Source organism: Priestia sp. AB (assembly GCF_028369225.1).
In the GTDB taxonomy this organism is placed as follows: Bacteria; Bacillota; Bacilli; order Bacillales; family Bacillaceae_H; genus Priestia; species Priestia megaterium.
Window position 1 is genome coordinate 274,205 of record NZ_JAQMYN010000005.1, and the last position, 26,200, is coordinate 300,404.

General features: G+C 39.5%; 28 protein-coding genes and 1 riboswitch. Of the genes, 16 read left to right on the forward strand and 12 right to left on the reverse strand.

Annotation, left to right across the window (positions count from 1 at the left end; translation table 11 throughout):
• Positions 1–2: 2 nt before the first annotated feature.
• The 9 genes from POF52_RS17450 to POF52_RS17490 all read left to right on the forward strand — a co-directional run bounded on the left by POF52_RS17450 (position 3) and on the right by POF52_RS17490 (position 8,547).
• Positions 3–857 (forward strand): MurR/RpiR family transcriptional regulator, encoded by an 855-nt coding sequence (locus tag POF52_RS17450; protein ID WP_271993671.1) that lies wholly within the window; start codon positions 3–5, stop codon positions 855–857.
• 90 nt (positions 858–947) lie between these two features.
• Entirely contained in the window at positions 948–2,309 is a 1,362-nt protein-coding gene (locus POF52_RS17455) for a PTS transporter subunit EIIC (RefSeq protein WP_074893972.1), read from the forward strand.
• The gene (locus POF52_RS17460) at positions 2,306–3,322 is read left to right on the forward strand and encodes a MupG family TIM beta-alpha barrel fold protein (protein WP_271993674.1); all 1,017 of its coding nucleotides are present in this window, start codon (positions 2,306–2,308) and stop codon (positions 3,320–3,322) included. The genes POF52_RS17455 and POF52_RS17460 overlap by 4 nt, the downstream gene beginning before the upstream one ends.
• 217 nt (positions 3,323–3,539) lie before the next feature.
• Positions 3,540–3,642, forward strand: a riboswitch (TPP riboswitch).
• A 114-nt stretch (positions 3,643–3,756) separates the two neighbouring features.
• On the forward strand, positions 3,757–5,034 hold the full coding sequence (locus tag POF52_RS17465; RefSeq protein ID WP_271993676.1) for an acetylornithine deacetylase: 1,278 nt from the start codon (positions 3,757–3,759) through the stop codon (positions 5,032–5,034).
• 5 nt (positions 5,035–5,039) lie between these two features.
• Positions 5,040–5,711: a thiaminase II gene (gene tenA / locus POF52_RS17470; RefSeq protein ID WP_271993678.1), complete on the forward strand. Its 672-nt coding sequence runs from the start codon at positions 5,040–5,042 to the stop codon at positions 5,709–5,711.
• Positions 5,704–6,468 (forward strand): ABC transporter ATP-binding protein, encoded by a 765-nt coding sequence (locus POF52_RS17475; protein ID WP_176585013.1) that lies wholly within the window; start codon positions 5,704–5,706, stop codon positions 6,466–6,468. Before tenA ends, POF52_RS17475 begins: the two co-directional genes overlap by 8 nt.
• Positions 6,465–7,208 carry an ABC transporter permease gene (locus POF52_RS17480; RefSeq protein ID WP_271993681.1) on the forward strand — a complete coding sequence of 248 codons (744 nt, stop codon included), beginning with the start codon at positions 6,465–6,467 and terminating at the stop codon, positions 7,206–7,208. Before POF52_RS17475 ends, POF52_RS17480 begins: the two co-directional genes overlap by 4 nt.
• Positions 7,205–8,215: an ABC transporter substrate-binding protein gene (locus POF52_RS17485; RefSeq protein ID WP_271993683.1), complete on the forward strand. Its 1,011-nt coding sequence runs from the start codon at positions 7,205–7,207 to the stop codon at positions 8,213–8,215. The genes POF52_RS17480 and POF52_RS17485 overlap by 4 nt, the downstream gene beginning before the upstream one ends.
• 86 nt (positions 8,216–8,301) lie before the next feature.
• The gene (locus POF52_RS17490) at positions 8,302–8,547 is read left to right on the forward strand and encodes a ferredoxin (protein ID WP_176585012.1); all 246 of its coding nucleotides are present in this window, start codon (positions 8,302–8,304) and stop codon (positions 8,545–8,547) included.
• A 133-nt stretch (positions 8,548–8,680) separates the two neighbouring features.
• Here POF52_RS17490 and POF52_RS17495 read toward each other — a convergent pair whose 3' ends face one another.
• From POF52_RS17495 to POF52_RS17510, 4 genes are all read right to left on the reverse strand, one after another.
• The gene (locus POF52_RS17495) at positions 8,681–8,815 is read right to left on the reverse strand and encodes a hypothetical protein (RefSeq protein WP_255323471.1); all 135 of its coding nucleotides are present in this window, start codon (positions 8,813–8,815) and stop codon (positions 8,681–8,683) included.
• Positions 8,816–8,941: 126 nt separating this feature from the next.
• A complete protein-coding gene (hxlB, locus tag POF52_RS17500) occupies positions 8,942–9,499 on the reverse strand; it encodes a 6-phospho-3-hexuloisomerase (protein ID WP_013081915.1) in 558 nt (185 codons plus the stop codon).
• Positions 9,500–9,509: 10 nt separating this feature from the next.
• Positions 9,510–10,139, reverse strand: coding sequence for a 3-hexulose-6-phosphate synthase (gene hxlA / locus POF52_RS17505; protein WP_271993687.1), 630 nt, complete (start codon positions 10,137–10,139; stop codon positions 9,510–9,512).
• 267 nt (positions 10,140–10,406) lie between these two features.
• Positions 10,407–10,772, reverse strand: coding sequence for a winged helix-turn-helix transcriptional regulator (locus POF52_RS17510; RefSeq protein ID WP_013055600.1), 366 nt, complete (start codon positions 10,770–10,772; stop codon positions 10,407–10,409).
• A gap of 252 nt (positions 10,773–11,024) precedes the next feature.
• On the opposite strand from POF52_RS17510, the gene POF52_RS17515 reads away from it, so the two are divergent.
• Positions 11,025–11,606: a hypothetical protein gene (locus tag POF52_RS17515; RefSeq protein WP_043980198.1), complete on the forward strand. Its 582-nt coding sequence runs from the start codon at positions 11,025–11,027 to the stop codon at positions 11,604–11,606.
• A 16-nt stretch (positions 11,607–11,622) separates the two neighbouring features.
• Positions 11,623–11,946 carry a DUF3243 domain-containing protein gene (locus tag POF52_RS17520; RefSeq protein ID WP_271993689.1) on the forward strand — a complete coding sequence of 108 codons (324 nt, stop codon included), beginning with the start codon at positions 11,623–11,625 and terminating at the stop codon, positions 11,944–11,946.
• A 43-nt stretch (positions 11,947–11,989) separates the two neighbouring features.
• Here POF52_RS17520 and POF52_RS17525 read toward each other — a convergent pair whose 3' ends face one another.
• Genes POF52_RS17525 through POF52_RS17535 form a run of 3 tightly spaced genes read right to left on the reverse strand, consistent with a single transcriptional unit; the run spans position 11,990 to position 14,388 of the window.
• Positions 11,990–12,175, reverse strand: coding sequence for a FeoB-associated Cys-rich membrane protein (locus tag POF52_RS17525; protein ID WP_271993691.1), 186 nt, complete (start codon positions 12,173–12,175; stop codon positions 11,990–11,992).
• Positions 12,176–12,190: 15 nt separating this feature from the next.
• On the reverse strand, positions 12,191–14,161 hold the full coding sequence (gene feoB / locus POF52_RS17530) for a ferrous iron transport protein B (protein WP_271993692.1): 1,971 nt from the start codon (positions 14,159–14,161) through the stop codon (positions 12,191–12,193).
• A complete protein-coding gene (locus POF52_RS17535; protein ID WP_013055605.1) occupies positions 14,158–14,388 on the reverse strand; it encodes a FeoA family protein in 231 nt (76 codons plus the stop codon). Before POF52_RS17535 ends, feoB begins: the two co-directional genes overlap by 4 nt.
• 175 nt (positions 14,389–14,563) lie before the next feature.
• Here POF52_RS17535 and POF52_RS17540 point away from each other — a divergent pair, with 175 nt between their 5' ends.
• The 3 genes from POF52_RS17540 (at position 14,564) to POF52_RS17550 (ending at position 18,566) form a co-directional block, all read left to right on the forward strand.
• Positions 14,564–15,049, forward strand: coding sequence for a GNAT family N-acetyltransferase (locus POF52_RS17540; protein ID WP_271993694.1), 486 nt, complete (start codon positions 14,564–14,566; stop codon positions 15,047–15,049).
• Positions 15,050–15,241: 192 nt separating this feature from the next.
• Positions 15,242–17,617 carry a YhgE/Pip domain-containing protein gene (locus tag POF52_RS17545; RefSeq protein ID WP_271993696.1) on the forward strand — a complete coding sequence of 792 codons (2,376 nt, stop codon included), beginning with the start codon at positions 15,242–15,244 and terminating at the stop codon, positions 17,615–17,617.
• Positions 17,618–17,714: 97 nt separating this feature from the next.
• Positions 17,715–18,566 carry a class I SAM-dependent methyltransferase gene (locus tag POF52_RS17550; protein WP_271993698.1) on the forward strand — a complete coding sequence of 284 codons (852 nt, stop codon included), beginning with the start codon at positions 17,715–17,717 and terminating at the stop codon, positions 18,564–18,566.
• 57 nt (positions 18,567–18,623) lie between these two features.
• Here the strand turns inward: POF52_RS17550 and rpoN are convergent, their stop codons facing one another.
• Both rpoN and POF52_RS17560 read right to left on the reverse strand, forming a co-directional pair.
• The gene (gene rpoN, locus POF52_RS17555) at positions 18,624–19,961 is read right to left on the reverse strand and encodes an RNA polymerase factor sigma-54 (protein ID WP_271993700.1); all 1,338 of its coding nucleotides are present in this window, start codon (positions 19,959–19,961) and stop codon (positions 18,624–18,626) included.
• A gap of 212 nt (positions 19,962–20,173) precedes the next feature.
• Positions 20,174–20,521: a winged helix-turn-helix transcriptional regulator gene (locus POF52_RS17560; RefSeq protein ID WP_034668472.1), complete on the reverse strand. Its 348-nt coding sequence runs from the start codon at positions 20,519–20,521 to the stop codon at positions 20,174–20,176.
• A 163-nt stretch (positions 20,522–20,684) separates the two neighbouring features.
• Between POF52_RS17560 and POF52_RS17565 the strand changes: the two genes are divergently transcribed.
• The gene (locus POF52_RS17565; protein ID WP_271993704.1) at positions 20,685–21,668 is read left to right on the forward strand and encodes a zinc-binding dehydrogenase; all 984 of its coding nucleotides are present in this window, start codon (positions 20,685–20,687) and stop codon (positions 21,666–21,668) included.
• 87 nt (positions 21,669–21,755) lie between these two features.
• Here POF52_RS17565 and POF52_RS17570 read toward each other — a convergent pair whose 3' ends face one another.
• The 3 genes from POF52_RS17570 to POF52_RS17580 all read right to left on the reverse strand — a co-directional run bounded on the left by POF52_RS17570 (position 21,756) and on the right by POF52_RS17580 (position 25,548).
• A complete protein-coding gene (locus POF52_RS17570; protein WP_013081924.1) occupies positions 21,756–21,890 on the reverse strand; it encodes a hypothetical protein in 135 nt (44 codons plus the stop codon).
• Positions 21,891–22,004: 114 nt separating this feature from the next.
• On the reverse strand, positions 22,005–23,789 hold the full coding sequence (locus tag POF52_RS17575; protein WP_271993896.1) for an ABC transporter ATP-binding protein: 1,785 nt from the start codon (positions 23,787–23,789) through the stop codon (positions 22,005–22,007).
• 16 nt (positions 23,790–23,805) lie between these two features.
• Entirely contained in the window at positions 23,806–25,548 is a 1,743-nt protein-coding gene (locus POF52_RS17580) for an ABC transporter ATP-binding protein (RefSeq protein WP_271993706.1), read from the reverse strand.
• A gap of 126 nt (positions 25,549–25,674) precedes the next feature.
• Between POF52_RS17580 and POF52_RS17585 the strand changes: the two genes are divergently transcribed.
• Positions 25,675–26,160: a DUF6985 domain-containing protein gene (locus POF52_RS17585; protein WP_013055615.1), complete on the forward strand. Its 486-nt coding sequence runs from the start codon at positions 25,675–25,677 to the stop codon at positions 26,158–26,160.
• Positions 26,161–26,200: the final 40 nt, after the last annotated feature.

The window sequence follows — 26,200 nt, forward strand, 5'->3', positions numbered from 1 at the left end:
CGATGTCAACAGGCGGATTAACGATGATTAAAAACACGGTGGCTAAGCTTCCTGATTCGGAGAGGAAAATTGCTGAATATATTTTAAACAACCCGCATACTGTGGTAAACAGTACGGCTGGAGAATTAGGTAGACTAGCGAATGCGAGCAGTGCTGCTGTTATTCGTTTGTGCAAATCTATCGGTGTTAGCGGGTTTCAAGAATTAAAGGTAAGAGTAGCCGGTGATTTAGCCAGAGATATGGAGCAAGGATACCGCGATATTGAAACAAATGAAACGATTCAATCTATTGTCAAAAAAACGGCAAGCAACAGCATTCAAAGTCTAAGTGATACGGCCGAGCTTGTGAATTATAAAGAAGCAGAGCGGGCTGTTTTGGCGCTGATTGAAGCCAAAAACATTCATTTTTTTGGAATCGGTGCTTCACATATTATTGCTATAGATGCGCAGCAAAAATTTCTTCGAATTAATAAAAATGCCACGGCTTTTGCAGATAGCCATTTAGCAGCTACACTCATCGCAAATGCAAGTAAAGACGATGTAGTTGTGGGTATTTCTTTTTCAGGGGAGACTCCTGAAGTAAGCAACGTCTTATCTTTAGCTAAAAACCGCGGAGTAAAGACGATTAGCTTAACCAAGTACGGACAGTCCACCGTTTCGTCTTTAGCTGATATTTGTTTGTATACGTCTTATTCTCAAGAAGCGCCGTTTCGAAGCGCAGCTACATCGTCTCGTTTAGCCCAGCTTTACGTGATTGATGTGTTATTTTTAAGTATTGCAGCGCAGCAGTATGACCAGACGATTGAGTATATTGACAAAACAAGAGATGCCATTCAGTTTTTGAAAGGTAAGAAATAAAAAAAGAAAGCGATTACAAAAAGGGGGGTTTTGTGGTCTGTTTCCTCAGTGGCGTATCCATCTAAGAGGAAAATACAAAGGGGGATTAACATGTCTTTAGATAATCATCAATTAGCAAAGGCTGTTTTGGAGATGCTTGGGGGAGCATCCAATATTGAAGCGTATACGCATTGTATGACGCGGCTGCGTGTGACGGTAAAAGATGATTCAATTGTAAAAAAGACGGATATACGAAAACTTGAAGGCGTGCTCGGATTAGTGGAAGAAGAAACGCTTCAAATTATTATTGGTCCCGGCAAAGTGAACAAAGTAGCAGAGGAGTTTGGAAAGTTAATTGATGAATCCGGCGGTATTAATTTAGAAAATCGTGCAGCACAGCGGAAATCGGAGCTGAAAGAAAAAAATGCAACTCCGTTTAAGCTCTTGCTTCGCCGAATTGCAAGCATTTTTATTCCGCTGATACCTGCTCTTGTAGCATCTGGACTTATCACCGGAGTAACAAAAGCAGCGGTTCAAGCGAAGTGGCTTCCGGCGGATTCACAGATTGCTATTCTTTTAACGGTTATCGGAAGCGGCTTATTTGCTTATCTTGGTATTTTAGTAGGTATCAATGCTGCAAAAGAATTTGGTGGTTCACCGGCTCTAGGAGGCTTAGCGGGTATTTTAGTCATTAATCCTGCTGTAGCTGATATTAAACTTTTTGGTGAAGCCCTTTTGCCGGGACGGGGTGGCTTAATTGGCGTGTTGCTTGCAGCAATCTTTATGGCCGTAGTGGAAAAACGAGTGCGTAAATTTGTCCCTCAGTCATTGGATATCATTATTACACCAACCGTTACGGTGTTGATTACAGGAATTATTACGTATGTAGTATTCATGCCAATCGGAGGCTTGATTTCAGATGGAATCACAAAAGGTCTTTTAGGAGTTTTAGAGGTTGGAGGAGTTGTAGCAGGCTTTGTATTAGGGGCAACGTTCTTGCCGCTCGTCATTACGGGACTGCATCAAGGTCTTACGCCTGTTCATTTAGAGCTTATCAATTCAATTGGAGATGATCCGCTTCTTCCTATCCTAGCAATGGGCGGAGCTGGTCAGGTAGGTGCCGCTTTTGCTATTTATATCAAAACGAAGAAAAAACGTTTAAAGCGAGCAATTGGAGGCGCTCTTCCTTCAGGGCTGCTTGGAATCGGAGAGCCGCTTATTTTTGGAGTCACACTTCCTTTAGGGCGTCCATTCTTAACCGCTTGTCTCGGAGCTGGAATCGGCGGAGCATTTCAGGCGCACTTTCATATTGCAACTGTAGCAGTGGGGGTATCAGGTTTGCCGCTTACGTTTTTAGTTCATGCGCATCAAATTCTTCTTTATTTACTTGGATTAGTTGTTGCTTATGCAGCAGGCTTTGTTTGTACCTATTTCTTTGGATTTAACGATGAAATGGCGAGGGAGTTTGAATGATCGGTATTTCGTTTTATTTAAATGATAGTGATGCCCCCAAAAAATTAATAGAAGCGAGTGAGTGCGGCGTCACACGTGCATTCACTTCGCTTCACATTCCAGAAGAAAAAGGAGATTTGGCTGAACGGGCAAAAGAATTGCTTCATGTGGCTAGAGATTGTGGAATAAGCGTGTATGCAGACGTATCTAAGCATACGCCAGTTCATTTAGGTATTGAAGGCCTTATGTCGCTATCTTCACTTGGCGTATCTGGTATTAGACTAGACGATGGCTTTAGCACAGAAGAAACTCTTTCGCTTGCGAATAAATTTTATATTGCTGTTAATGCAAGTACGTTATCCAAACAAGAAATTGAAGCACTCTTATCTGCGGGTCTTCATCATCATCAGCTGCTTGCATGGCATAATTTTTATCCGCGGCCTGAAACAGGGCTTGAAGAAACGTTTTTTCAACAGCAGACAGATTTATTTAATGAACTCCGTATTCCAGTCTGCGCTTATATTCCTGGAGAAGGCGAAAAAAGAGGCCCTATTTATCAAGGTCTTCCTACTAGAGAAAAAGACCGTAATAGATGTCCTTTTACTTCTGCAGTAGATTTATACGGATGCGGAGTAGCAGAGGTTTATATTGAAGATCCATGCGCCGGTTCAAGTTTATTAAAGCGTTTGGTTCAATATCAAGAAAGCCGCATTATTCCGCTGCGCATTCGTTCACCTCATATAGAGGGAACGTACAGCGTGCGTCCGGATGTATCAAGAGACGTTCTGCGTTTAGTTGATACTCGATCTGTAAAACCAGTGCCGCCATTTCATACAGTAGAACGCAGAATGGGAGCAATTACAATGGACAATGATGGCTACGGACGTTACAGAGGAGAGGTTCAAATAGCTAAAACGAATTTGCCTGCAAATGCAAATGCTAATGTGAATGTGATTGGGTATGTGATAGAAGAAGATCATGAGCTGCTTTCGTTAGTGAGACCGGGGCAAAAACTTGCGCTTCTTCCTGTCTGAATGGAAAAAGATGTATTTTTAAAGAAGCCGATAGCTAACTAGTAAGCTTATAAAAGTAAAGAGCACACACTGCTTGAAAAGGTGTGTGCTTTTTATTTTACTAAAAAGGAAACTATTTTCATTGCTGAATCATGAACCTTTCTATTGAATAAAACGCTTTACTATGATAAAACTATTACAGGTAAACATATGATAATCGTTTAATTTTATAGAGATACAACGCCACTAGGGGTGCTTTCTAAGCTGAGAGAGACGAGAAGTCTTAACCCTTATAACCTGAACTAGGTAATACTAGCGTAGGAAAGAGGTATTGTAATGGATGTTTTGTATGGTATTTCCTTACGAACTCGTTATAATAATTTTTTGTATATAAACAAAAACACTTCTTTCCTGCGAAAGAAGTGTTTTTTTATGCGTAAAGGAAGGTGTCATACATGGAAGAAACAATTGATTTGCTTGTCAAACAGGTAGAGGAGCGCAAAGGAGAACTAGTCCAGTTATTAAAAACGCTTGTTTCATATAAAACGCCGGCGCCTCCTGCACGGAATTCTCATGAAGCGCAGCGCTACGTAGCGGATTTTCTTAAAAACTGCGGTTTTTCCATCGATATGTGGGATTTATATTGCAACGATCCTATTGTAGTGGGCACGTTAAAAGGGAAAAAATCAGCTGACTATCAAAGCTTAATTATTAACGGGCATATGGATGTAGCTGAGGTACAAGAAAATGAAAATTGGGAGACAAATCCGTTTGAAGCTGTGGTAAAAGACAACATGATAATCGGACGCGGAGTTGCTGATATGAAAGGCGGCTTGGCAGGAGCATTATTTGCAGTTCAGCTTCTAACAGAAGCAGGAATCGAACTGCCGGGAGACTTGATTTTTGAATCCGTTGTAGGAGAAGAAGTGGGAGAGGCAGGTACGCTGCAATGCTGTCAGAAAGGATATACAGCTGACTTTGCGCTTGTTGCCGATACGAGTGATTTACATATTCAAGGTCAAGGCGGAGTGATCACGGGATGGATTACGATAAAAAGCAGTAAAACCTATCATGACGGTACACGCCGAAGTATGATTCATGCTGGAGGAGGGCTGTTAGCTGCGAGTGCTATTGAAAAGATGGCAAAAGTGATCGGAGGGCTGCAAGAATTGGAGCGCCACTGGGCTGTTACAAAAAGCTATCCAGGATTTTTGCCGGGAACAAATACGATTAATCCAGCAGTAATCGAAGGGGGAAGGCATGCTGCGTTTATTGCAGATGAATGCAGGCTGTGGATCACCGTTCACTATTATCCCAATGAATCATACGACCAAGTATCAAAAGAAGTGGAGGAATACATTTTAGCTATTGCAAAAGCAGATCCATGGTTAAAAGATAACCTGCCAACCTTTGAATGGGGAGGCACATCAATGATTGAAGACAGAGGAGAAATCTTCCCGTCATTAGAAATTGATGAAAATCATGCTGGAGTACAGCTGCTTGCAAATACTCATGAACAAATTGAAGGGAAAAAGCCTCCAATCGATGTGTCAACTAGCGTAACAGATGGCGGTTGGCTAGCTGATGCGGGAATTCCGGCAGCTATTTACGGTCCGGGAAATTTAGCAAATGCACATGCTGTGAATGAACAATTAGATATGAATCAGCTTATTCAATATACAAAAGTGATGGTGCAGTTCATTTATACGTGGCTGCATACGCATAAGGAGTGATCATCATGAAATTTAGTGAACGATTATACGAAAAGCTGCAGCCTATTTGGCGTCAAAATCATAATCATCCCTTTGTACAGGGAATGGGAGATGGAACGCTTGAAAAGGAGAAGTTTCGCTTTTACATGATTCAAGATTACCTTTACCTAATTGATTATGCCAAATTATTTGCGATTGGAGCCATGAAAGCTACCGATCTTCAAACGATGGGGAAGTTTGCTGCACTTTTGGATTCGACATTAAACGAAGAAATGAGCCTGCACCGTGAGTATGCCAAGAAATTTGAAATCAGCGAAAAAGAATTAGAAAAAGCGCAGCCATCTCCTGCAACGCTTGCATACACACACTATATGCTGCACGTTGGTCAAAGCGGAACATTAGCTGAATTAGTGGCGGCTCTTTTGCCTTGTATGTGGAGCTACTGGGAAATAGGAAAAGAACTCAGTGAAAAGCCTGGAGCTAACAATGAGTTTTATCGTGAGTGGATTGAAATGTACAGCTCAAAAGAATTTGGAGAACTAGCGACATGGTGTATCAACTTATTCGACTCACTTACTGAAGAAAAATCAGAAGCGGAATTAGAAAAGCTCGAAGAAATTTTCTTAAATACAACGCGTTTTGAGTATATGTTCTGGGATATGGCTTATAACGAAGTGATGTGGCCAATTCATGAATAAATCTGTGTTATCTTTTCAAAACGTCAGTTTTACGTACAAAAACGGTGATCAACCGATTTTAACATCATTAAATTTAGATGTGAAAGAAGGCGAGTTTGTCAGTATCGTTGGAGCGAGCGGTTCTGGAAAAAGTACGTTGTTTCGTCTCATTACAGGTCTTGAACAGCAGAGTGAAGGCGATATCGTGATTAACGGACACTCTTACGAAAAACGGCTTGGAAAAGTAGGCTACATGCCGCAGCAAGATTTGCTTCTTCCGTGGCGCACGATTTTAGACAATGCAGCGCTGCCGCTTGAGCTTCACAATGTGTCAAAAGCAAGTGCTCATAGACAAGTATCTCAGCTGCTCGAAGAGTTTGGTTTAAAAGGGTATGAAAACCGTTTTCCAAGTGATTTATCTGGAGGGATGAAGCAGCGTGTTTCTTTTCTGCGAACGGTATTAAGCGGTTCTAACGTGCTGCTTTTAGATGAGCCTTTTAGTGCGCTTGATGCCATTACGCGTTTGTCGATGCAAGAATGGCTGCTTGAACAATGGCAAAAGCGTAAGCACACCATCTTATTTATCACTCATGACGTAAACGAAGCACTTTTTTTATCAGATCGTATTTTTATCTTTTCAGACAAGCCGGTAAGTCATCTTGAAGAGATTCAAGTGCCTCTTAGCAGACCTCGAACGCAAAAAGATTTGAATCAACAGCGTGTGCTTGACGTAAAAGATTATTTAATTGAACAGCTTAGATCGAAGGTGAACACATGAAAAAGTACGGAGCTTCAGTGATATTAGTAGTCATTTTACTGGCTGCTTGGGAAATTGGAGCACGCATTGTAAACTATCCGTTTATTTTACCAACGCCCACCGGTATTTTAACGAAGCTTTGGGATTTGCGAATGGATTTATTGTTTAAGCATTTACCAGCTACGTTATCTATTGTCGTAATTGGGCTGGTTATATCCGTTGTGCTAGGGGTTCTGCTGGCCGTGTGGATGAATTGGAGCACGCTTATTGAGCGTGCTTTCTATCCGCTTATTATTGCGTCACAAATGATTCCGACCATTGCCATTGCTCCTGTATTTGTTCTCTGGTTTGGCTACTCCATTTGGAGCAAAGTGATTGTGACCGTATTAATTACATTTTTCCCCATTACCGTTAGCACGTTTGACGGGCTTCGTTCCACAAACAAAGAGTTAAAAGAACTCATGTTAACGATGGGAGCAACAAAAAAAGATATTTTCTTTAAGTTGAACATTCCTTCTGCACTGCCTCATTTTTATTCAGGGCTCAAAGTAGCGGTTACCTTTAGTATAATAGGTGCTGCCATTGGCGAATGGTTAGGTGCACAAGCAGGCTTAGGATATTTCAGTCGTCGCATGATGACACAGTTTGATGCAGCTGGTGTATTTGCACCAATTGTAATTTTATCCGCGCTTGGTATTTTATTCTTTATTATTGTAGCAGGTTTTGAAAAACGTTCATTAAAGTGGAGGAAAACAGAATGAAAAAATGGTTTGTAATTGGCTTAAGCCTGATGCTTGTTTTGATGCTCGCTGCTTGTGGTCAGAACAAGGAAAATAAAGCTGGTGACAGTAAAAAATTAAAAGACGTTACAATTATGCTTGATTGGTATCCAAATGCAGTGCACAGCTTCATTTACGCTGCACAAGAAAAAGGATATTTCAAAAAAGAAGGGCTGAATGTAAAAGTACAGTTTCCTGCTAATCCAACAGACTCGCTTAATTTAGCAGCTGCGGGGAAAGTTACGCTCGGCCTTTATTATCAGCCTGATGTAGCAATGGCACGAGCAAACGAAGATGTGCCGGTAAAGTCGGTAGGAGCGATTGTAAGATCTCCGTTGAACCGAGTTGTGGCGCTGAAAGATAGCGGTATTCAGCGTCCTAAAGATTTAGAAGGAAAAGTAGTAGGCTACAGCGGAACACCATTAAGTGAATCTGTTCTAAAGAAAATGGTGAAAAGTGATGGAGGAGATCCGAATAAAGTAAAACTAGTAGACGTAGGATTTGAGTTAAATTCATCGCTGATTAGTAAAAAAGTAGATGCCGTAATAGGGGCATATATTAATCACGAAGTACCATTGCTTCACAAAAAAGGATACAAAACGGTTGACATTGATCCTTCGGATTACGGCGTACCATCTTACTATGAGCTAGTGGCAGTTACTGGGGATCAAACGTGGTCAAAAGATTCTGATACGATTAAAGCGTTTTGGCGTGCTGCGACAAAAGGATATGAGTACACAGAGAAGCATCCAAAAGAATCACTTCAAATTCTATTAGATAACCAAGATAAATCAAACTTCCCTCTTGAAAAAGACGTGGAGACAAAAAGTTTAAATATTTTACTTCCGAAAATGAAGTCTGAACACGGATTTGGCAGTCAAACGAAAGAATCATGGCAGTCAAATGTGGACTGGTTAAAAGAGTCAGGATTAATTAAGAAAAAGCCAAATGTAGATGAAATGTTTGAGAATATCGGAGAATCCAAGTAAATAATTTAAGACGAATTTAAAAAAACCTTCTTATACTGAACGTAACTTTCTGAAAGAGAAAGTGAAAAGGTAAAGGAGGTTTTTTTATGGCTTTTACGATGGTAGATAAGGAAACATGTATTGCTTGCGGAGCATGTGGAGGGAGCGCACCAGATCTTTATGATTATGATTCAGAAGGTCTTGCTTATGCCGTGTTAGATAATAACGAAGGAACAAAAGAAGTTCCTGAACATCAGCAAGATGAGATGATGGAAGCGTACGAAGGTTGCCCAACAGAATCGATTAAAGTTGCAGAACAGCCGTTTTATGGAGATGCAACAAAATTCAAATAGAATTTTTAAAAAAAGTTAACGATAAAGTACATTTAGTTATATAGAAAATTCCAAAACAAGAAGAGGGTTGAGACATAGTCAAATGAATTTAGCTTAAAGACGAACAAATGGGATACATGAGCTGAACCGCTTATTACACCGCAGCTGATCTCCGTGCAAGGCTTCGCTTTCCGCGGGCGGCCGCTGAGCCTCCTCGTCGCTTGCGCTTCTGTGGGGTCTCACCTGTTCCGCTTTTCTCGCAGGAGTCTTCACCTTGCCCTCCAATCAACTGCTAGAAGAAACGAAATAGATGAAACTATATTCAACATAACAAAAAAAACGAACCACCAATCAAACATGTTGATTAATGGTTCGTTTTTTCACTTAAGCTAAAAACCTTTTCTTAGCCTCTTTTTTATTCTAAATTTGCATGCTTTCCGTACATCGTATGGGTATCAAGTTCTTTCTTCTCCATGAAGCGAAGAATCAGCGCATCGTAAAAGAGAAGGAGCGTTTGTTCAAACAATGATGCCATAGGCTGTACTGTTTGATAACTGCTTTGTTCTTGATCCTTAGGAGCACCAGGCAGCTTCACGATAAAGTCAGCCAGCTTGCCAAGCGTGGAGTCGGAAGAAATTGTGACTACTCCAACTTTTCCTCCAAGTTCTTTTGCTTTTTGAGCGATAGGAATCAAGCTCTTCGTCTCGCCAGAACCTGATCCGATGATTAATAAATCATCCTGCGTGAAAGTGGACGTCACGGTTTCTCCAATGACATAAGCATCAATGCCCATATGCATCATACGCATAGCAAACGACTTGCCCATAAGACCTGAACGGCCTGCTCCAGTGACAAACACTTTTTTAGATGAGATGATGCCATTTACAAGCTGCTCAGCTTCATCGTCAGCGATTAGAGCTGTTGTTTGTAAAAGCTCATTCATAACTGTTTTTAAATGTTCGCTCGTCTGCATAGAAAGCTCCTTAATTTGTAATAAGCTCTTTCATTTGAGAAGCAACTGATTTTTTATCTTCTTGGCTCGTGATGCCTCCGCCAACGATAACAAGATCAGGCTGTGCTTTTACTACTTCAGGTAAAGATTCTAATTTAATTCCGCCAGCAACGGCTGTTTTTGCATTTTTTACAACGCTTTTGATTGTTACTAAATCTTCAAAAGAGTTTTGGCCAACAGCTTGAAGGTCGTATCCTGTGTGTACACAGATATAGTCAACGCCAAATTCGTCTAGCTCTTTTGCGCGTCCTTTAATATCTTTTACCCCAATCATATCGACTAGAATTTTTTTACCTTGTTTTTTGGCTTCTTCAACTGCACCTTTAATTGACATATCTTCAGCAACACCTAAGATGGTAATGATGTCTGCTCCAGCTTGAGAAGCTTGCTGTACTTCATAGCCAGCTGCATCCATAATTTTTAGGTCAGCTAATACTTTTAAATTAGGAAATGCTTCTTTAATTTCTTTAACGGCGCGAAGCCCTTCATTGATTACAACGGGCGTACCGATTTCCACGATATCAATATGTTCTTCAACTTCTTTTACTACCTCTTTTGCTTGAGAGATATTAACAAGATCTAATGCTAATTGTAATTCCATTCTACTCCACTCCTTACAGAAATGTATAAATACCTTTTGTGCTTTTTTACATATAAAGCAGCTGGTGTAGTTATTGTACCCGCAGTTTGAGGTTCTTAAAAGTACGCACTTTTCCCACAAATAGTGTGGGGAATGATAGTATACAGAAGTATACTAATGGGCATATCAGTCTTGTAACCGCTTAATCTTCATTAAAAATGCGGATGATGTTGAGTAACATCATCCGCATAAAAAATAAAAACTATGGAATAGAAGGAGTAGTTTCCATCATTTAATCAACGTTTCCGCCTTTTGTTCTTGATTGATCAGCACTGTATCACGGTAATTTTTACCCCAATCATACATGGCTGTCAAAATGGGCATTAAACTTTCTCCTTCTTTTGTAAGTGAGTATTCGACTTTAGGTGGTACGACAGGATAAACTTTACGGTTAACAATTAGATCTTCTTCCAGTTCCCGCAGCTGATTAACCAGCATGCGCGGCGTAATATCAGGGATAAGCGATTTTAGTTCCCCGAACCGTTTTGTTCCTTCACGTCCTAAATGCCATAGTATCAGCATCTTCCATTTTCCACCGATAATAGCAAGCGTTAATTCTTTTTCACAGTTAAATTCCTTATTGAGCTGGCTCAATTGCTTCACCCCTATGACCAATAGTATAAAATTTATTTTACAGTACTTCTTATTATACCGGTGCTGACAATCCTTTTACAAAAATCCGGCTTGCGCTTTTCCGTTAAAAAAGGGGAGCTTTTTTAATACATAGTTATTCTTGACTAGTGGGAGCAAAAAGGAGGCCTTTAGTCATGTTTTTTGTGTTCAATTGTTTAAATATAAAAAAAGATGGGAAATCACTCAATAACAATGCTAAAGGAGGCAGTAAAAATGGAAAGAAGCCGATCTGAATTACAAAACCCTGCTTTAAGCAACAGCGCAGGCATTAACAACGACGTAGGAATCAATAACAATCCACAGACAGCTAATAGCACTACTGCTGTTAGCACGGGAAAAAGCTGCAGCAGCAAGCTAGTAAAAGGTGTTGTTGTCGGGGCAGTTGTGGGTGGATGTATAACATTACTTGATAATAAAACTCGCTCATCTGTTAAAAGAAGAGCCGTTACATTAAAGGACTCTTCTGCAAACATGATTAATCAAGTAAAAGAGAACCCTCAAGAAACAAAAGAAAAAATGGTGCAACAAATGAAAAACGCATCGAATCTCTTAAAAGATGCAATTAATGATGCCAAACATTTGTACGAGCGTGTAAATGAAGATTTCTTTAAGCAAGCAGAAGATGTGAAAAGCGTTACGCATGATGCAAAATCGACGGTAGAAGATGCTAAAAGTGATTTACAGCAAATTGGTGAAAAAGTGAAAGATGCAACTTCTGAAATAAGCAAGGAAAAGATGACCCCGGACGAAAAGCCAGAAGCTGAGCGTGAAAGAACATACCAGTCTATTCACTAAGAAGGAGATGCTAACTGTGAGTCAAATGAATGAAGGAATTACAAAAGACATGAATAAAATTGAAGAAACGGTAGATAATTTAGGGACGGAGAAAAAAGAAGCAATTTTGCAGAATTTTGATACGTTTACTGATTATTTAACTCAAAAAGTCCATGTCGGTAAAAAGCTCGGGTTAAATGAGGAACAATTAGCAGCTGCTACAAAAAAAGTGGCTAGCTATTTAGCCAAAAATGAGGAGCCTCGAAACCGAGAAGAAAAAGTCCTTCATGAATTATGGAAAGTCAGCAGTGAAGAGGAAAAGGAAGTCCTTTCTCATCTCATTTTAAAACTAGTTGCGTAACATTAAAAAAGCATCCCATCTATCAGGATGCTTTTTTAATGTATTAAGATGATTGATTTTGAGCCTCTTGAATCGTTTTATCCCAGTCAATACCGCAATCATCCGTTGCACAAGAAGATTGCTGTGCGCAGCTTGCACATTTTCCCTGAGTACTCTTGCGGAAGAATTTTGTCATATGATAAAGGGCATATCCAAATATTAAAATCCCAATTAAAATGTTAATAATCAATGTTATTCACTCCTTTTAAGAAAAACCAAGTACTTTTCCAATAGTGTGTACAAGCAAAGCTACGAGATAAGCGACAACCAAAGGGTAGGCCACAGCAAATGCCGTCCATTTCAATGAGCCGGTTTCTCGTCGAATAACAGCGACGGTTGCTAGACACGGAACATAAAGAAGAACAAACACCATAAACGTATAGGCTGTTAGCGGTGTAAAGAATGTCTTCATTGTGTCGCCAAGCTGTCCTTCTTGTACTTTATAAATGATGCTCATAGTCGAAACAACCACTTCTTTTGCTAGGAAGCCTGTAATCAGTGATGCTACAGCTTGCCATGTCGCAAAACCTAAAGGGATAAATAGCGGAGCGATAGCACCTCCAATAATAGCCATAAAGCTATTTTCCATATCTACTCCAAAACCGCCAGGGCCAGCGTAAGATGATAGCCAGATAAATACAGAGCCAGCTAAAATAACCGTACCTGCTTTTCGGACGAAATTTCGGCCTTTTTCCCACGTGCTTCTCCAAAGAGTCTTGGCTTGAGGTACGCGGTAAGGAGGAAGTTCAACAATAAAAGTTGATTGTTCGTCTTTAAGAAGCGTTACTGATAAAATTTTCGTTACAACAAGTGCTAAAATAATGCCAAGCAAGTACATAGAAAACACCACAGCTGCTCCGTTTTGCACAAAAAACGCACCTACAAACAAAGCGTATACAGGAAGGCGTGCTGAGCAGCTCATAAATGGATTTACTAAAATGGTCATAAGACGCTCTTTTCGCTGTTCAATTGTACGTGCGGCCATGATCCCCGGTACGTTACATCCAAAGCTAATAATCATCGGAATAAATGCTTTTCCGTTCAAACCGAAAAATTCCATGATACGATCCATTACTACAGCAATTCGAGCCATGTATCCTGAATCTTCAAGCAGTGAAATGAAAAAGAACAGGACAAAGATTTGTGGTACAAATACTAGTACGCCGCCTACGCCTGCGATGATGCCGTCCACAATTAAATCATGAATAAATGGAGCAGCACCAGCTGCATTTAAAAGAGAATCAGCGCCTTTACTAAGCGTTCCGCCAAAAAAACCGTCCAGTTTATCAGAAAGAGGAACGCCAATCCAAGTAAACGTAATATTAAAAATCAAATACATTAAGCCAAGAAAAATAGGGAGACCAAGCCACTTATGCGTCACAATTCGATCGATTCGATCTGTGAAGGTTAGAGATGTTTCGCTGCCCTTTATGATACACTCGCTGGAAATGCGCTCGATAAATGCTGTACGCACGTCGAAGAAATGCTCGCTAAGCGGCTTGGTTAATTTTTGTACAGCTGCTTTTCGAAGCTCAAGCAGCTCTGAGTAACTCGTTTTTTCTTTTAACGTTGATTCGATTACGCTATTTTCCGCTAAAAATTGAATGGCAATCCATCTGCTGACATCCGCTTTTGTTTGAATCATATGAATTGCTTGTTCAGCGGTTTCCCCATAATTTAATTGAAATAACGGGGCTTTTAAATCTTGCTTCAAAGTGGAGAGAAGCTCATTAATTCCTTTTCCATTGCGGGCAATAATTGCAGAAACTGGAATATGTAATGATTTGCTAAGCTTTTCCAAATGGAAAGTCAATCCGCGTTTTTCCGCTACATCAATCATATTTAAGCCGATTACTAATGGCTTTCCATATTCCAAGGCTTGAATAGTGAGATGCATGCTTCTTTCAAACTGAGAAGCGTCTACAATATTCAGCATACTGTTAAATTCTCCGGTTAACAAAAAGTTAGTTACCACTGCTTCATCGGAAGAAAGAGGAGTAAAATCATACACACCCGGCAAATCAACCAGCTGGCTGTTTTGCTTTTTAATAGACCCAACTTTCTTTTCCACGGTTACACCGCTCCAGTTTCCTACGTATTCATAGGAATCTGTTAATATATTGAATAAAGAAGTTTTTCCTGTGTTTGGATTTCCTAAAAGTGCAATTGTACTCATGCTGTCTCAACCTCAATTTTAGCCGCATCGCGTTTTCGGATGCTAATCATTTGACCTTGACATTCAATAATACAAGGTCCCCCTAAGATGGTTTTTTGCTTCATGCATAGTTCGCAGCCTTTTTTTACTCCAAAAGAAAGAAGGCGGCGTTCTAATGATCTATCTAAAAATTCAATGTTTTTAACTTTTACTTTGTCGCCAATACTCACGGTAGTTAAATTCATCATTCAGCACTCCTGTTAATGATAATCATTTTCAATTTGTATCTATCTCGATTATACATAAGGTTCTAAAATCAATCAATGCTTCTAGAGCGTTACAATTAAAAATATATATTTATAACTATATTTTTCAGGTGAAATTATGTACGATTTTAGCAGCAAATTGTCAGGAGGGATGTGAGTGGAGATAATCATTCGCAAAATGAGAAAAGAAGATATTACGTCTGTTCAATACGTCGCAAAGATGAGCTGGTATGATACATATGAAGGAATTATTCCTAGAAGCGTTCAGAATCGGTTTCTTTCAGAAGCATACTCCAATAAAAGGCTGCTGTGGCGCTTGCGCAATTCGTTCATTTATGTAGCAACTATTGATGAGAAAATCGTAGGGTACGCTAACTTTTTCCGACTACAAAACAGAGGGGAAATAGAACTAGGATCTATCTATATACTTCCTGCTTATCAAGGGAAAGGAATCGGTTCGCAATTGTTAGAAAAAGGAATGAAGCGCTCGAAGGAATTAAAAATCGTTTACATTAACGTAGAAAGGGAAAACGGAATAGGCCGTGCATTTTATCAATCAAAAGGTTTCCAGCTTGTGGATGAATTTGATGATGAATTTGACGGGCATTTATTAAGAACGATGCGAATGAAGCTCATGATTTAAGCCTGATATTTAGTGTGAACGTTATCTTAAAAAGCTGATTTTAAACTTTCTGCTAAAAATCAGCTTTTAATTACAGAATAACGATTGACCTTATTCTTGTGAATATGGTAACATTAATCAGAACTTAATGACCGAAAATGTTTTTCGGTCAAACAGTCAGGCGGAAGTAAGGATTATTGGAGGCTAAAAAACATGAATATGATTAAAGGAGAATGGAAAAAAATCTTTTCCAAACCAATGACTATTGTTGTGATTTGCGGATTGTTATTTGTTCCATTACTTTATAATGTCATCTTTTTATCTGCTTACTGGGATCCATATGGAAAAACAGATCAAATTCCAGTTGCAGTGGTAAATGAAGATAAAGGTGCTACGTTAGATGGAAAGAAATTGAATGTCGGTCGTGATTTTGTTGATGATTTAAAGAAAAACGATAAATTTGACTGGAAATTTACGAACAAAGAAGAAGCGTTAGAAGGCTTGAAAAATGAGGACTACTATTTAGTTTTGGAAATTCCAAAGAATTTCTCCAAAAATGCAACAACATTAATGGATAAAGATCCTAAAAAAATGAAATTTATCTACCATACAAATGCCGGAAAGAACTATTCAGGCGCTCAAATTAGCTCAAATGCAGTGGCTAAAATCAATGATCAGATTAAAGAAGCAGTCACAAAGCAGTATGCTGAAACGGTATTTGACAGCTTTAAACAAGTAGCGGACGGTCTTCAAAAAGCAAGTGACGGTGCAGGAGAGCTAGAAAATGGCTCGAAAACGCTGCGAGATAACATGAAAAAATTAGCAGACAGCACGGTTACGTTCGAAGACGGTACAGCTAAATTAGCAAATGGGTTAACGGATGCAAGAAAAGGAGCAACAGATTTAAATGCTGGTGCAGCTAAGCTACTAAACGGTGCGGACACAATTAATGAAAACTTAGGTAGCCTAAACAGCGGTTTAGGGAAGTTAGAAAGTGGGAGCGGACAGCTTTATGCAGCTTCTAAAGAACTTGAAACAGGTGCAGGAAAGCTTAGCAATGGATTAGGACAACTACAAGACGGAACTGCAAAACTGCAAGGAGCAACACAGCAACTCAATGAAGGAACAAAGACACTTCAAGGGAAACTACCGCAGTTTACAAGCGGCTTAAATCAAGTGGACGCTGAAGTGAGCAGCGTTACGCAGCAAATTAATCAAGCGGAACAGGAAATTACGCAGATTAAACAGCAGGTTGATTCAAAAAAAGCAGAGTTTGAACAGCAGCAGCAAGCCCTCATTGACAGCATTAACAGCAGCGAGTCCATTCCTGATGAGCAAAAACAAACGCTGATTGCAGGAATTAAAAAACTCACGTCTCAGCAGTTTATGGATGAACAGCAGCAAAAAGCAGAGCAGTTAAAAGCAAAAGTAGATAAAGTGCAAGAGTTATCTGCGGCTCTTCAAAAGCTCTCTAAAGGCGGAGAAGATATTCAAAGCGCTATTAATAAAATTGCTGATGGACAAAGTCAGCTGTACAATGGCCAGACAAAATTATATAATGCCCAAACTCAATTATACAACGGTGCTGTTAAACTAGCAGACGGAGAAAAGCAGTTCAACAGCAAATTTGCGGAACTAAACAGCGGTATTGCTGACGCTCATACAGGAGCTGGAAAGCTTGCTGACGGGCAGCAGCAAATTGTGGATGGACTTAAGAAGTCTGAACAAGGAAGCGCAGCGCTAGCAAATGGTTTAACACAGCTAGAAAACGGGGCAACCAAATTAGCAAATGGTTCTAAAGAGTTAACAAATGGTTCGTCCAAACTATATGATGGTTCATCTAAATTATCAGATGGAACAAGCGAGCTTCATTCATCTTTAGCAGATGGTGCAAAAGATGCAAAAGATGTTAAAGCGGATGATAAAACATATAGCATGTTTTCAAATCCGACGGATTTAAAATCAGATAAACAAAACAACGTAGATAAGTACGGTGTCGGATTAGCTCCATACATCTTATGTATTGGCTTGTTTGCGGGAACGTTAATGTTTTCAGCGGTATATCCAATGAAAGAGCCATCAATTCGACCGACATCAGGCATTTCGTGGTTCCTAAGTAAGTTTAGTGTCATCACTATTGTAGGTATGCTGCAGGCAGCGATTGCTGTTACAGCTCTTCTATGGGGCTTGCATTTAAACGTAACAAGCATTTGGCACTTCTATATCTTTACCATGATTACAGGTGTGACGTTCTTTACACTTATCTTGTTCTTAACAACAGGGTTAGGAAAAGTAGGGCAGTATTTAGCCTTCATTATTCTGTTGCTTCAAATTGGCGGCAGTGCAGGTACATTCCCTAAAGCACTTGTGCCGGAATTCTTCCAGGTAATTAATCCGTACTTGCCTATGACCTATGCAATTCGCGGTTTCCGTGAAATCATTTCAATTGGTGATGATTTCGGTTATGTATGGCATCAGGCTGGCGTACTTGGAATCTTTGCAGCAATCTTCATCACTCTTTCATTGATAATGTTTTATATCAATGCTAGAAAAGAGAAGCATCACACAGAGGAAGAGGCAGCAGCATAATTTAACTAACATAAAAAGAGAGTTCCAGTTTAAAAAGGAACTCTCTTTTTCTTTATGATAGTATAGGTTTACGTATAAAAGAGGGGAACGTGAAGGCATGCAGCTTACAAAATTTTCGGTATATGAAAGTGATCGTGTAAAAAAGTGGCAAGAAGGGCTGAAAGAATGGGACGGTTCAATATCGGAACGGATGATAAACGACCGAGCTGAAGATGAATTTTGGCAGCAGTATTTAGAGAAAATGTCTTTTAATTCAGTAAATGACCCTGTAGTAAAACAACTTCAACAAGAACTTCTTGCTTTTTTGAATCCAAATGACTCTGTTATGGAAATTGGCCCTGGCTGGGGAAATTATACGTTTTCGATTGCTGATTGTGTAAAAGAACTTACGTGTATGGATTGTTCGCCAAGCATTATTCGCTACTTACAAACGCAATCAGATGCCCGCTCTAATCTAAAGTTCATAGAAGGTAAATGGGAGTATGAGCGTCTAACAGATAACTACGATGCCGTAGTAGGAATAAACTGTTTTTACCGTATGCATAATATTGTCGATGGTCTCTTAAATATGAATGATTCGGCTAATCGTTTGGCGGTTATAGGCATGTCAACAGGTCCAGAAAAGCCTCACTACGTAGAGTTACATAGAAAGCTTGGGTACGAGATTAAATGGCGCCGTAAGGAATATATTGACTTACTAAATATTTTATATGAACTGGGTATTTACGCAGATTGTAAGCTGGTTCCTATAACCAAAACGGTAACCTATGAGACGTACGAAGATCTCATCAAAAAGAACTCGACAAAGGTGCTTTCTAAAGATATTGACAAGTTAGAAACTGAGAAGATTATTTTACAGTATGTAAAGAAAATAAATGGCACATATGAATATACGTATCAATATCATATGGCTTTTATTTATTGGAAACCGATAAAAAGAACCCGTTGAGTAAAATCAACGGGTTCTTTTTAGTAGGGATAAAGCTGTAATTTAGAATAAGCAATATTAAAATCGTCGCCGCTTAGAAGAACTTTCAATTCCTGCTTCTTCACGGTATTTAGCTACTGTTCTTCTTGAAATTTGAATTCCTTCGCTGGAAAGAAGAGACATGAGTTTTTGATCTGAAAGAGGTTTTAATTTATTTTCTTCGGCAATTAATGTTTTGATTTTTTCTTTTATAAAGGCAGTAGAATTGCTTTGTTCGCCATCAGTTCGCTCTAAAGAATTGGTGAAAAAGTATTTTAACTCAAACAGCCCGCGTGGCGTTTGAATATACTTTCCGTTAGTCGCACGACTTACCGTTGATTCGTGACAGTCTATTTTTTGAGCAATATCTTTTAAGGTAAGCGGCTTTAGCGCCGAAATACCCATTTCAAAAAAATCTTGCTGATGTTCCACAATGGCTTTGGACACGTTGTAAATCGTCGCATTACGCTGCTCAATACTATTGATTAGCCAAGTAGCTTCATGAATTTTTTCCTGTACGTATCGATCGGTTGTTACGCATGCAGAGCGATGAACCAGCTTTTGGTAGGTGCCGTTAATTTCGATGGGCGGAAGCAGCTCGCTATGAAGAATAACATGATAGCGGCCGTCAACTTTTTGTACCGTTACATCAGGCGAGATGTACTTCGTAAGCGGGACATGGAAATCTCCTGCTGGACGAGGATTTAATGTCCGCAAGCAGTCAACAATTTCTTGTACTTCACGCATCGAAATAGAGTATTTTTTTGAAATGTTCCGATATTTTTTGTTGGCAATATCTTCAATATTGTGTTTTACCACGTCGTATAAAAGAGGAGGCTTTGACTTTTTGGCCTTAATTTGAATAAGCAGTGAATCGACAAAATTTTGAGCGCCCACGCCAATCGGATCAAAGCTTTGTAAAACGTGAATCATATCGTTGACTTCGTTAATTGAAACATTCAGCAGTTCGGCTGCCAATTTTGGCTCAATTGCTAAAAAGCCGTTTTTATTTAAGTTTCCAATTAGAAATTGAACGATGTGTTTTTGGTGTGTGTGTAAATGATTTAGCATAGACAGTTGCTCTAATAAATGACTCTCTAATGTCACAGTTTGATCAGATATATAATTAAACGGATTATACTCGTCATCGGTATAACCTTTTGAATATGAACGCTGTTCTCGAGTATCAAATGAATCTTTTTGCTGAGAGTCGCCAGCAGACAGTTTAATTACAGGATTTTCATTGACTTGCTGATGAAGATAATGAACTAAATCGGCCGTAGAATAATTTAAAATGTTGATAGACTGACGTAATTCAGGTGTCATGGCCAATTTTAATAGTTGTTTTTGGGATAAATCTAAACCTAATTGCATCATTGAATCACCTATCATTCTTGAGTTTTATTTCGACAATTCTGGCTGCATCGTTCGACATCATCATAGCTGAAAATGCGAAAGAATTCTATAGTGTTGTCAGATGTTCTTACACAGGGGCGAATCGCAAGAAAGAGTAGGAGAATAGATAAAACAAAAACGAATAGCTTCTGGCAATAGCTATTCGTTTGTTTTAACAGAGCCGCTAGGAGAACTTAGCTGCAATTTGGGGTGTTTCCCATTCTTCTATCTCCCCATGCGCACATCATATTTAAAATTTCTCGTAAGGTTTCGCCTTCTTCACTGAGTGAGTACTCTACTTTAGGAGGAACTTCATTGTATACTTTTCTATTGACCACACCGTCTTTTTCTAATTCTTTTAGCTGTTGAGACAGCATTTTTTTGGTAATAGCAGGCATAGCTCGCTGAAGTTCACTAAAACGTTTTTCACCTTCTTTTAATAGGCATAAAATAACGACTTTCCATTTACCGCCAATTACTTCAAGCGTTGCTTCAACAGGTACATTATAGTGGGGTGCTTTCACCGTTAATCCTCCATTCATAAACAGATATGAAATATGGATATAATAATTTAATATCCATAGACCTAGGTTACCGGTAAGGTACCTGGTTACATGAAAGTGCCGTCTTTTGTAAACAACATGTATTTATTATACTGAAAAAGAACTTTTAATTGAAGGAAGAAATGTAAAAGGGGAGATCTTGATGAAAGCTTTACTGCTAGAAGGCAAAGGGAAAGTAAGTGAGATGAAAGTCGGAAATATCCAAAAGCCGCATCCAGCTAAAGGTGAAATTTTAGTTAAAATTAAAGCTACTGCTTTGAACCCTGTAGATTATAAAACAGGAAACGGCGGTAATCCTAGTTGGACATATCCTCACGTATTAGGACTTGATTCAGCGGGCGTTGTCGAGGAAGTGGGAGAAGAAGTCACAACTGTCAAAGTCGGAGACCGCGTTGTATATCATAGCGATTTATCAAAAAAAGGCGGGTTTGCACAATACGGAGTGACAACAGCCCACACAGTTTCTCTTATTCCGCAAGGGGTTTCATTCGAAGACGCTGCGGCTATTCCATGTGCGGGATATACAGCATATCAAGCATTGTTTCATAAAATGAACGCTTCAAAAGGGCAAACGATTTTAATTCACGCAGGTGCTGGAGGGGTTGGAGGGTTTGCCATTCAGCTTGCCAAAAATGCAGGCCTTACAGTGCTCACAACCGCATCTTCTGCCAATCATGAGTTCGTAAAAAGTTTAGGTGCTGATTATGTAATCGACTACCGTAAAGAAGACTTTGTGAAAAAAGTGCTGGAGCTTACCAATGGAATCGGTGTAAATTTAGTCTTGGATACCGTTGGTCGAGACAATGCAGACGAGTCGGTAAAGGCTCTTGCTTTTAATGGTCAAATTGCATTCATCGCAGGACCGCCTAATGTAAACGATGCGATTTCGTTTGCGCACCCACTATCGTTTCATCAAGTTGCATTAGGAAGTGTACATCAGTCTAATAACGTAAAAGAACAGCAAAAACTTGCTGAGATGGGAAATAGAATGCTTTTGCTTTTACAAGAAAATACGCTAAATGCACTCGTGGAAAAAGTCATTTCACTAGAAGAAGTGCCAGCAGCATTAGATGAACTGGCGACTCGTCGAGTAAAAGGGAAAATTGTAGCTGTAATAGATAAATGATAGAACGAAAAAGAGATTGAGACATAACTACATCAATTCAATCTAAAGACAAACAAATGGAATAAATGAGCTCGTATCGACCATTTATTACACCGCTGTTGATTTCCGTGCAAGGCTTCGCTTTCCGCGGGCGGCCGCTGAGCCTCCTCGTTGCTTGCGCTCCTGCGGGGTCTCATCCCTTCCGCTGTTCCCGCAGGAGTCTTCGCCTTGCCCTCCAATCAACAGCTAGAAGCAACTAACTGGATGAACCCTACGTTTACCAACACAATGAAAAGGTCCGAACGAGTACTCGTTCGGACCTTCCTTAAACTAACATACTTTTTATTTTAGCCGCTTTTAAATCGTAAACTGCTGCGTATAGAGCTTGTGATAAAACCCTTGTTTCTCTAGCAGCTCGCGATGATTTCCTTCTTCAATAATTTGTCCGTCTTTTAAGACAAGGATTTGATCTGCATTTTCAATCGTTTTAAGGCGGTGGGCAATGACAAAGCTTGTTTTTCCTTTTAATAGATTACTCATTCCTCGTTGAATATCAATTTCTGTTTTTGTATCAATGTTGGAAGTAGCTTCGTCTAAAATTAAAATATCACAGTCAGAAAGCATGGCTCGAGCAATCGATAAAAGCTGCTTTTGACCTTCACTTAAATTTCCTCCGCCAGCTGAAATCACGGTATTGTATTGCTGAGGCAAATGTTTGATAAACGAATGAGCATTGGCCATCTTTGCGGCGCTTTTTACTTCTTCGTCGCTGGCATCTAACCGGCCAAATCGAATGTTATCCGCAATCGTACCGGAAAATAAATAGGTATCTTGAAGAACAATGCCGATTCGGTTTCGTAAATCATGAATGTTATAGTCACTGATGGAACGTCCGTCAATTTTAATGTCTCCGTTTGAGATGTCATAAAATCGTGTGAGCAAGTTAATGATGGTTGTTTTACCAGAACCTGTCGGACCGACCAAAGCAACCATTTCACCTTTTTTTGCTGTCAGTGTAACATTTTTTAAAATCATTTTTTCATCGTTATAGCCAAATGATACGTTCTCAAAAGCAACGTCTCCTGCAAATTTTGTAACAGAAAGAGCGTTTAGCTTGTTTGTGACGTCCGGCTGCTCATCCATAATCGCAAACACGCGCTCTGCGCCGGCAATAGCCGAAAGAATGGTGTTTACTAAGTTTGCCATTTGACTGATTGGGCGAGAGAACTGACGTGAGTAGTTAACAAATGAAGCGATCATCCCAACTGTAACGCTACCTTGAACAGCCATAAATGCGCCCGCTCCGATCACTAGTGCTAAGCCTAAGTTGTTAATAAAGTTTGTGACAGGACCTAAAAAGCCTGAAAATGTTTCCGCCTTTGTTGCTGAACTTCTCAGCTGTTCATTTCGTTCATTAAAAACAGTTAAAAAGTCTTTTTCCTTACTAAAAAGCGTAACAACTTCTCCTCCAGAGATTGCTTCTTCTACAAAGCCGTTTAGCTCGCCTAAGTCTTTTTGGCGTTTGACAAAATTTTCACTGCTTCGTTTTAATATTTGTCGAACGATTATAACCATCAAGGGAATAACAATCAGCGTGATAATGGCAAGAATCCAGTTGAGCGAGAACATCGCAATGGTAATGCCGACTAAAGACAAAATAGAGGACAGAGCCTGAATAACGCTTTGACTCAGAGCGCTGTTTAGATTATCAATATCATTTGTGACTCTGCTCATTAACTCTCCGTGAGCTCGTTTGTCAAAAAAGCGAAGGGAGAGAGTCTGAAGCTTTGCAAATAAATCTTGTCGAAGCATTCCAATAGTCGTAAACGAAACGTTCACCATTAAATAGGTTTGCAGCCATGTTAACAAAGATGTCGTAATATAAATTCCTGCAAGAATAAGGGACATTCGTATCGTTCCGCTGATATCTTTGGGAATAATATGCTCATCAATAATAACCCCAATTAAATAAGGGCCTAATAAATTAAGCAGGGAAGTCACAATAACTAAGATTATCGCAGCTGCAAGCGGAGGTTTTCGTTTCCCCATATATGACCAGATTCTGTACAGTGTTTTTTTCGCATTTTTTGGCTTAACTACAGGGCCTTTCATCATTCCTCTAGGGCCGCGAATAGAGCTCATTTGATTTTTACCTTGGTTATTCACTAGGCAACACCTCTTTTCCGCCTTGTGCAAGGTAAATGTCGTAATAAAGAGAGCGATAACGAAGCAATTCTTCATGAGTCCCTTGTTCAGCAATTTTGCCTTCATCCATGACGATAATATGATCAGCGTGGAGAAGAGACGAAATTTTAGAAGCAATAATGATAACGGTCGCATCAGCAAACTCTTCTTTTAAATGTTTTAGTACCTGCGCTTCTGAGACAGCGTCTAATGCCGAAGTTGCATCATCGATGACCAGGATAGCGGGCTTTCTAACAAATGCACGCGCGATTGAAAGACGTTGCTTTTGCCCTCCTGATAAATTGGTTGCTCCTCGCGTTAAAGGATACTCATATCTTTCTGGAAGTTTTTCAATAAACTCCGTTGCGCATGCAAAATCCGCAGCATCTTCAATTTCTGAGGAAGAAGCCTGATCTTTTCCCATTCGAATATTCATATCAATCGTGCCGGTAAACAGCGTAGCTTTTTGAGGAATAAACCCAATGGATGAGCGAAGCACTTTTACGTCATAGTCCGTAAGGTTTTTTCCATCTACGAAGATTTCGCCGTCATCAGGATCATATAAGCGGGAAATAAGTTTTGCAAGCGTCGACTTCCCGCTTCCAGTAGAGCCGATAATGCCAATGGTTTCTCCGTGTCTAGCAGTGAACGAAATATTTTTTAATACGTTTTCGCCATTTTTACTATAGCTGTATGTAACGTTTTGAAACGATAGATCACCTTTAAGTCTGTTGATTTGAGCAGCAGAGTTTGCTGGAGGGATGTCTATTTTTGTTTTTAAAACAGAATCGATTCGTTCAGCTGAAGGGAATGCGCGTGTAATTTGCATCAGCACCATGCTGCTTGACATAAGTCCGTTTAAAATAATCGTTAAGTAATTAATAAAAGCTAAAATCACACCTGCTTCAATTTTTCCTGCTTCGACTTGAAGTCCTCCCAGCCATAGAGTAGCTACCATTCCGATATTTACTACAAATAAAATAACGGGCATTAAAAGCGAAATAAGCTGAACAGCACTCATATTAGCTCGCGTCAAGGAACTGTTTGCTTCTTTAAACTGATTAATTTCATACGATTCTCTTACATACGCTTTTACTACACGCATCCCTGATAAATTTTCTTGGACTTTTGTATTTACACGATCAACGATTTGCTGAACTTTTTTAAAAAGTTTTCCAGCTTTCGTGATCACAAACCAAATGCATAAAAATAAAATAGGGACGACCACGACGATAATAGGAAACAAAGAACGAGCGGTTAATAACACGATCACAATACTTCCTGCAAAAAGTAAAGGACCTCTAACTAATACTTTTAGCGTCATATTCAATGCGTTTTGAACACTCGTTACATCATTTGTCATGACGGTAATTAAGTGACCAGTCCCTAGTTTGTCTCTGTTGCTGTTTGAGAGGTTTTCAATTTTTTCAAAAAGCGATTTCCGAATATCGGTAGAAAAATTCACTGCCGCTTTTGTGCTAAGGATGGCGCAGACGATACCGGCAGCTAAGCCAATGACTGCTAACATAAGCATAAGGATGCTTCGAGTGATAACATATGTTTGATCGTTGTTTGCAATGCCATAATCAATGATATGCTGCATAATAGTAGGCTGAAGAAGGTCAGCTAACACTTCAATTACCATCAACAGCGGGGCAAACAGCGCGAGCCATTTGTAAGGTTTTAAGTAAGGGTACAAAGATTTAATTGTATTCACACATTGTGGCACTCCTTTCTGTAAAAAATATGGTAACATAGAATAAGTTTAGAAGTTTGTTTCAAGCACCATTTATTATACGCCAATGCAAGCAGAAATCCACTTTTTGAGAGGGTCAGGTATGCAATGAATCAAACATTACGAGTACATCATCCGCTTTTTGGATCTTTGTTATATGACTCGGCCTGGGTTGGAGAAAAACAGGTCACTTTCTTTGGACAAAAACAACAGGTGTTGCTGACAATTGATGGAGATAAAGAGAAGCCATTTCAAAAACGACAAGAGGAGGCCTTTCAAGCATTTTGGCTTCAAGGTGAATTATTGTTAAAGAGGACGGAAAAAGCTCTTTTTGATTATTATCAACAGGTGCGAGATGAATACAGAACTCAAGTTGAAAAAGACGTGGTAGACTTATTAGTTCCGAATGTAAAAAAGCGAAAAGACATCGGGTTTTTAGTTGAGTGTATTCAAATCTTTGTTCCTGAAGCACCTCATGATACAAGAGAACTTGGTTTGTTTTTTGAATGTACGTGGGAAGAAGAGCATATGTTAGCTGTAAAGTTTAGAAATGAACAAATTTCCGCTATTGGTTTACAAGAAGATTTATTCTAGTAAAAAGCCTTGAAGCAAAGTGCTTCAAGGCTTTTTGGCA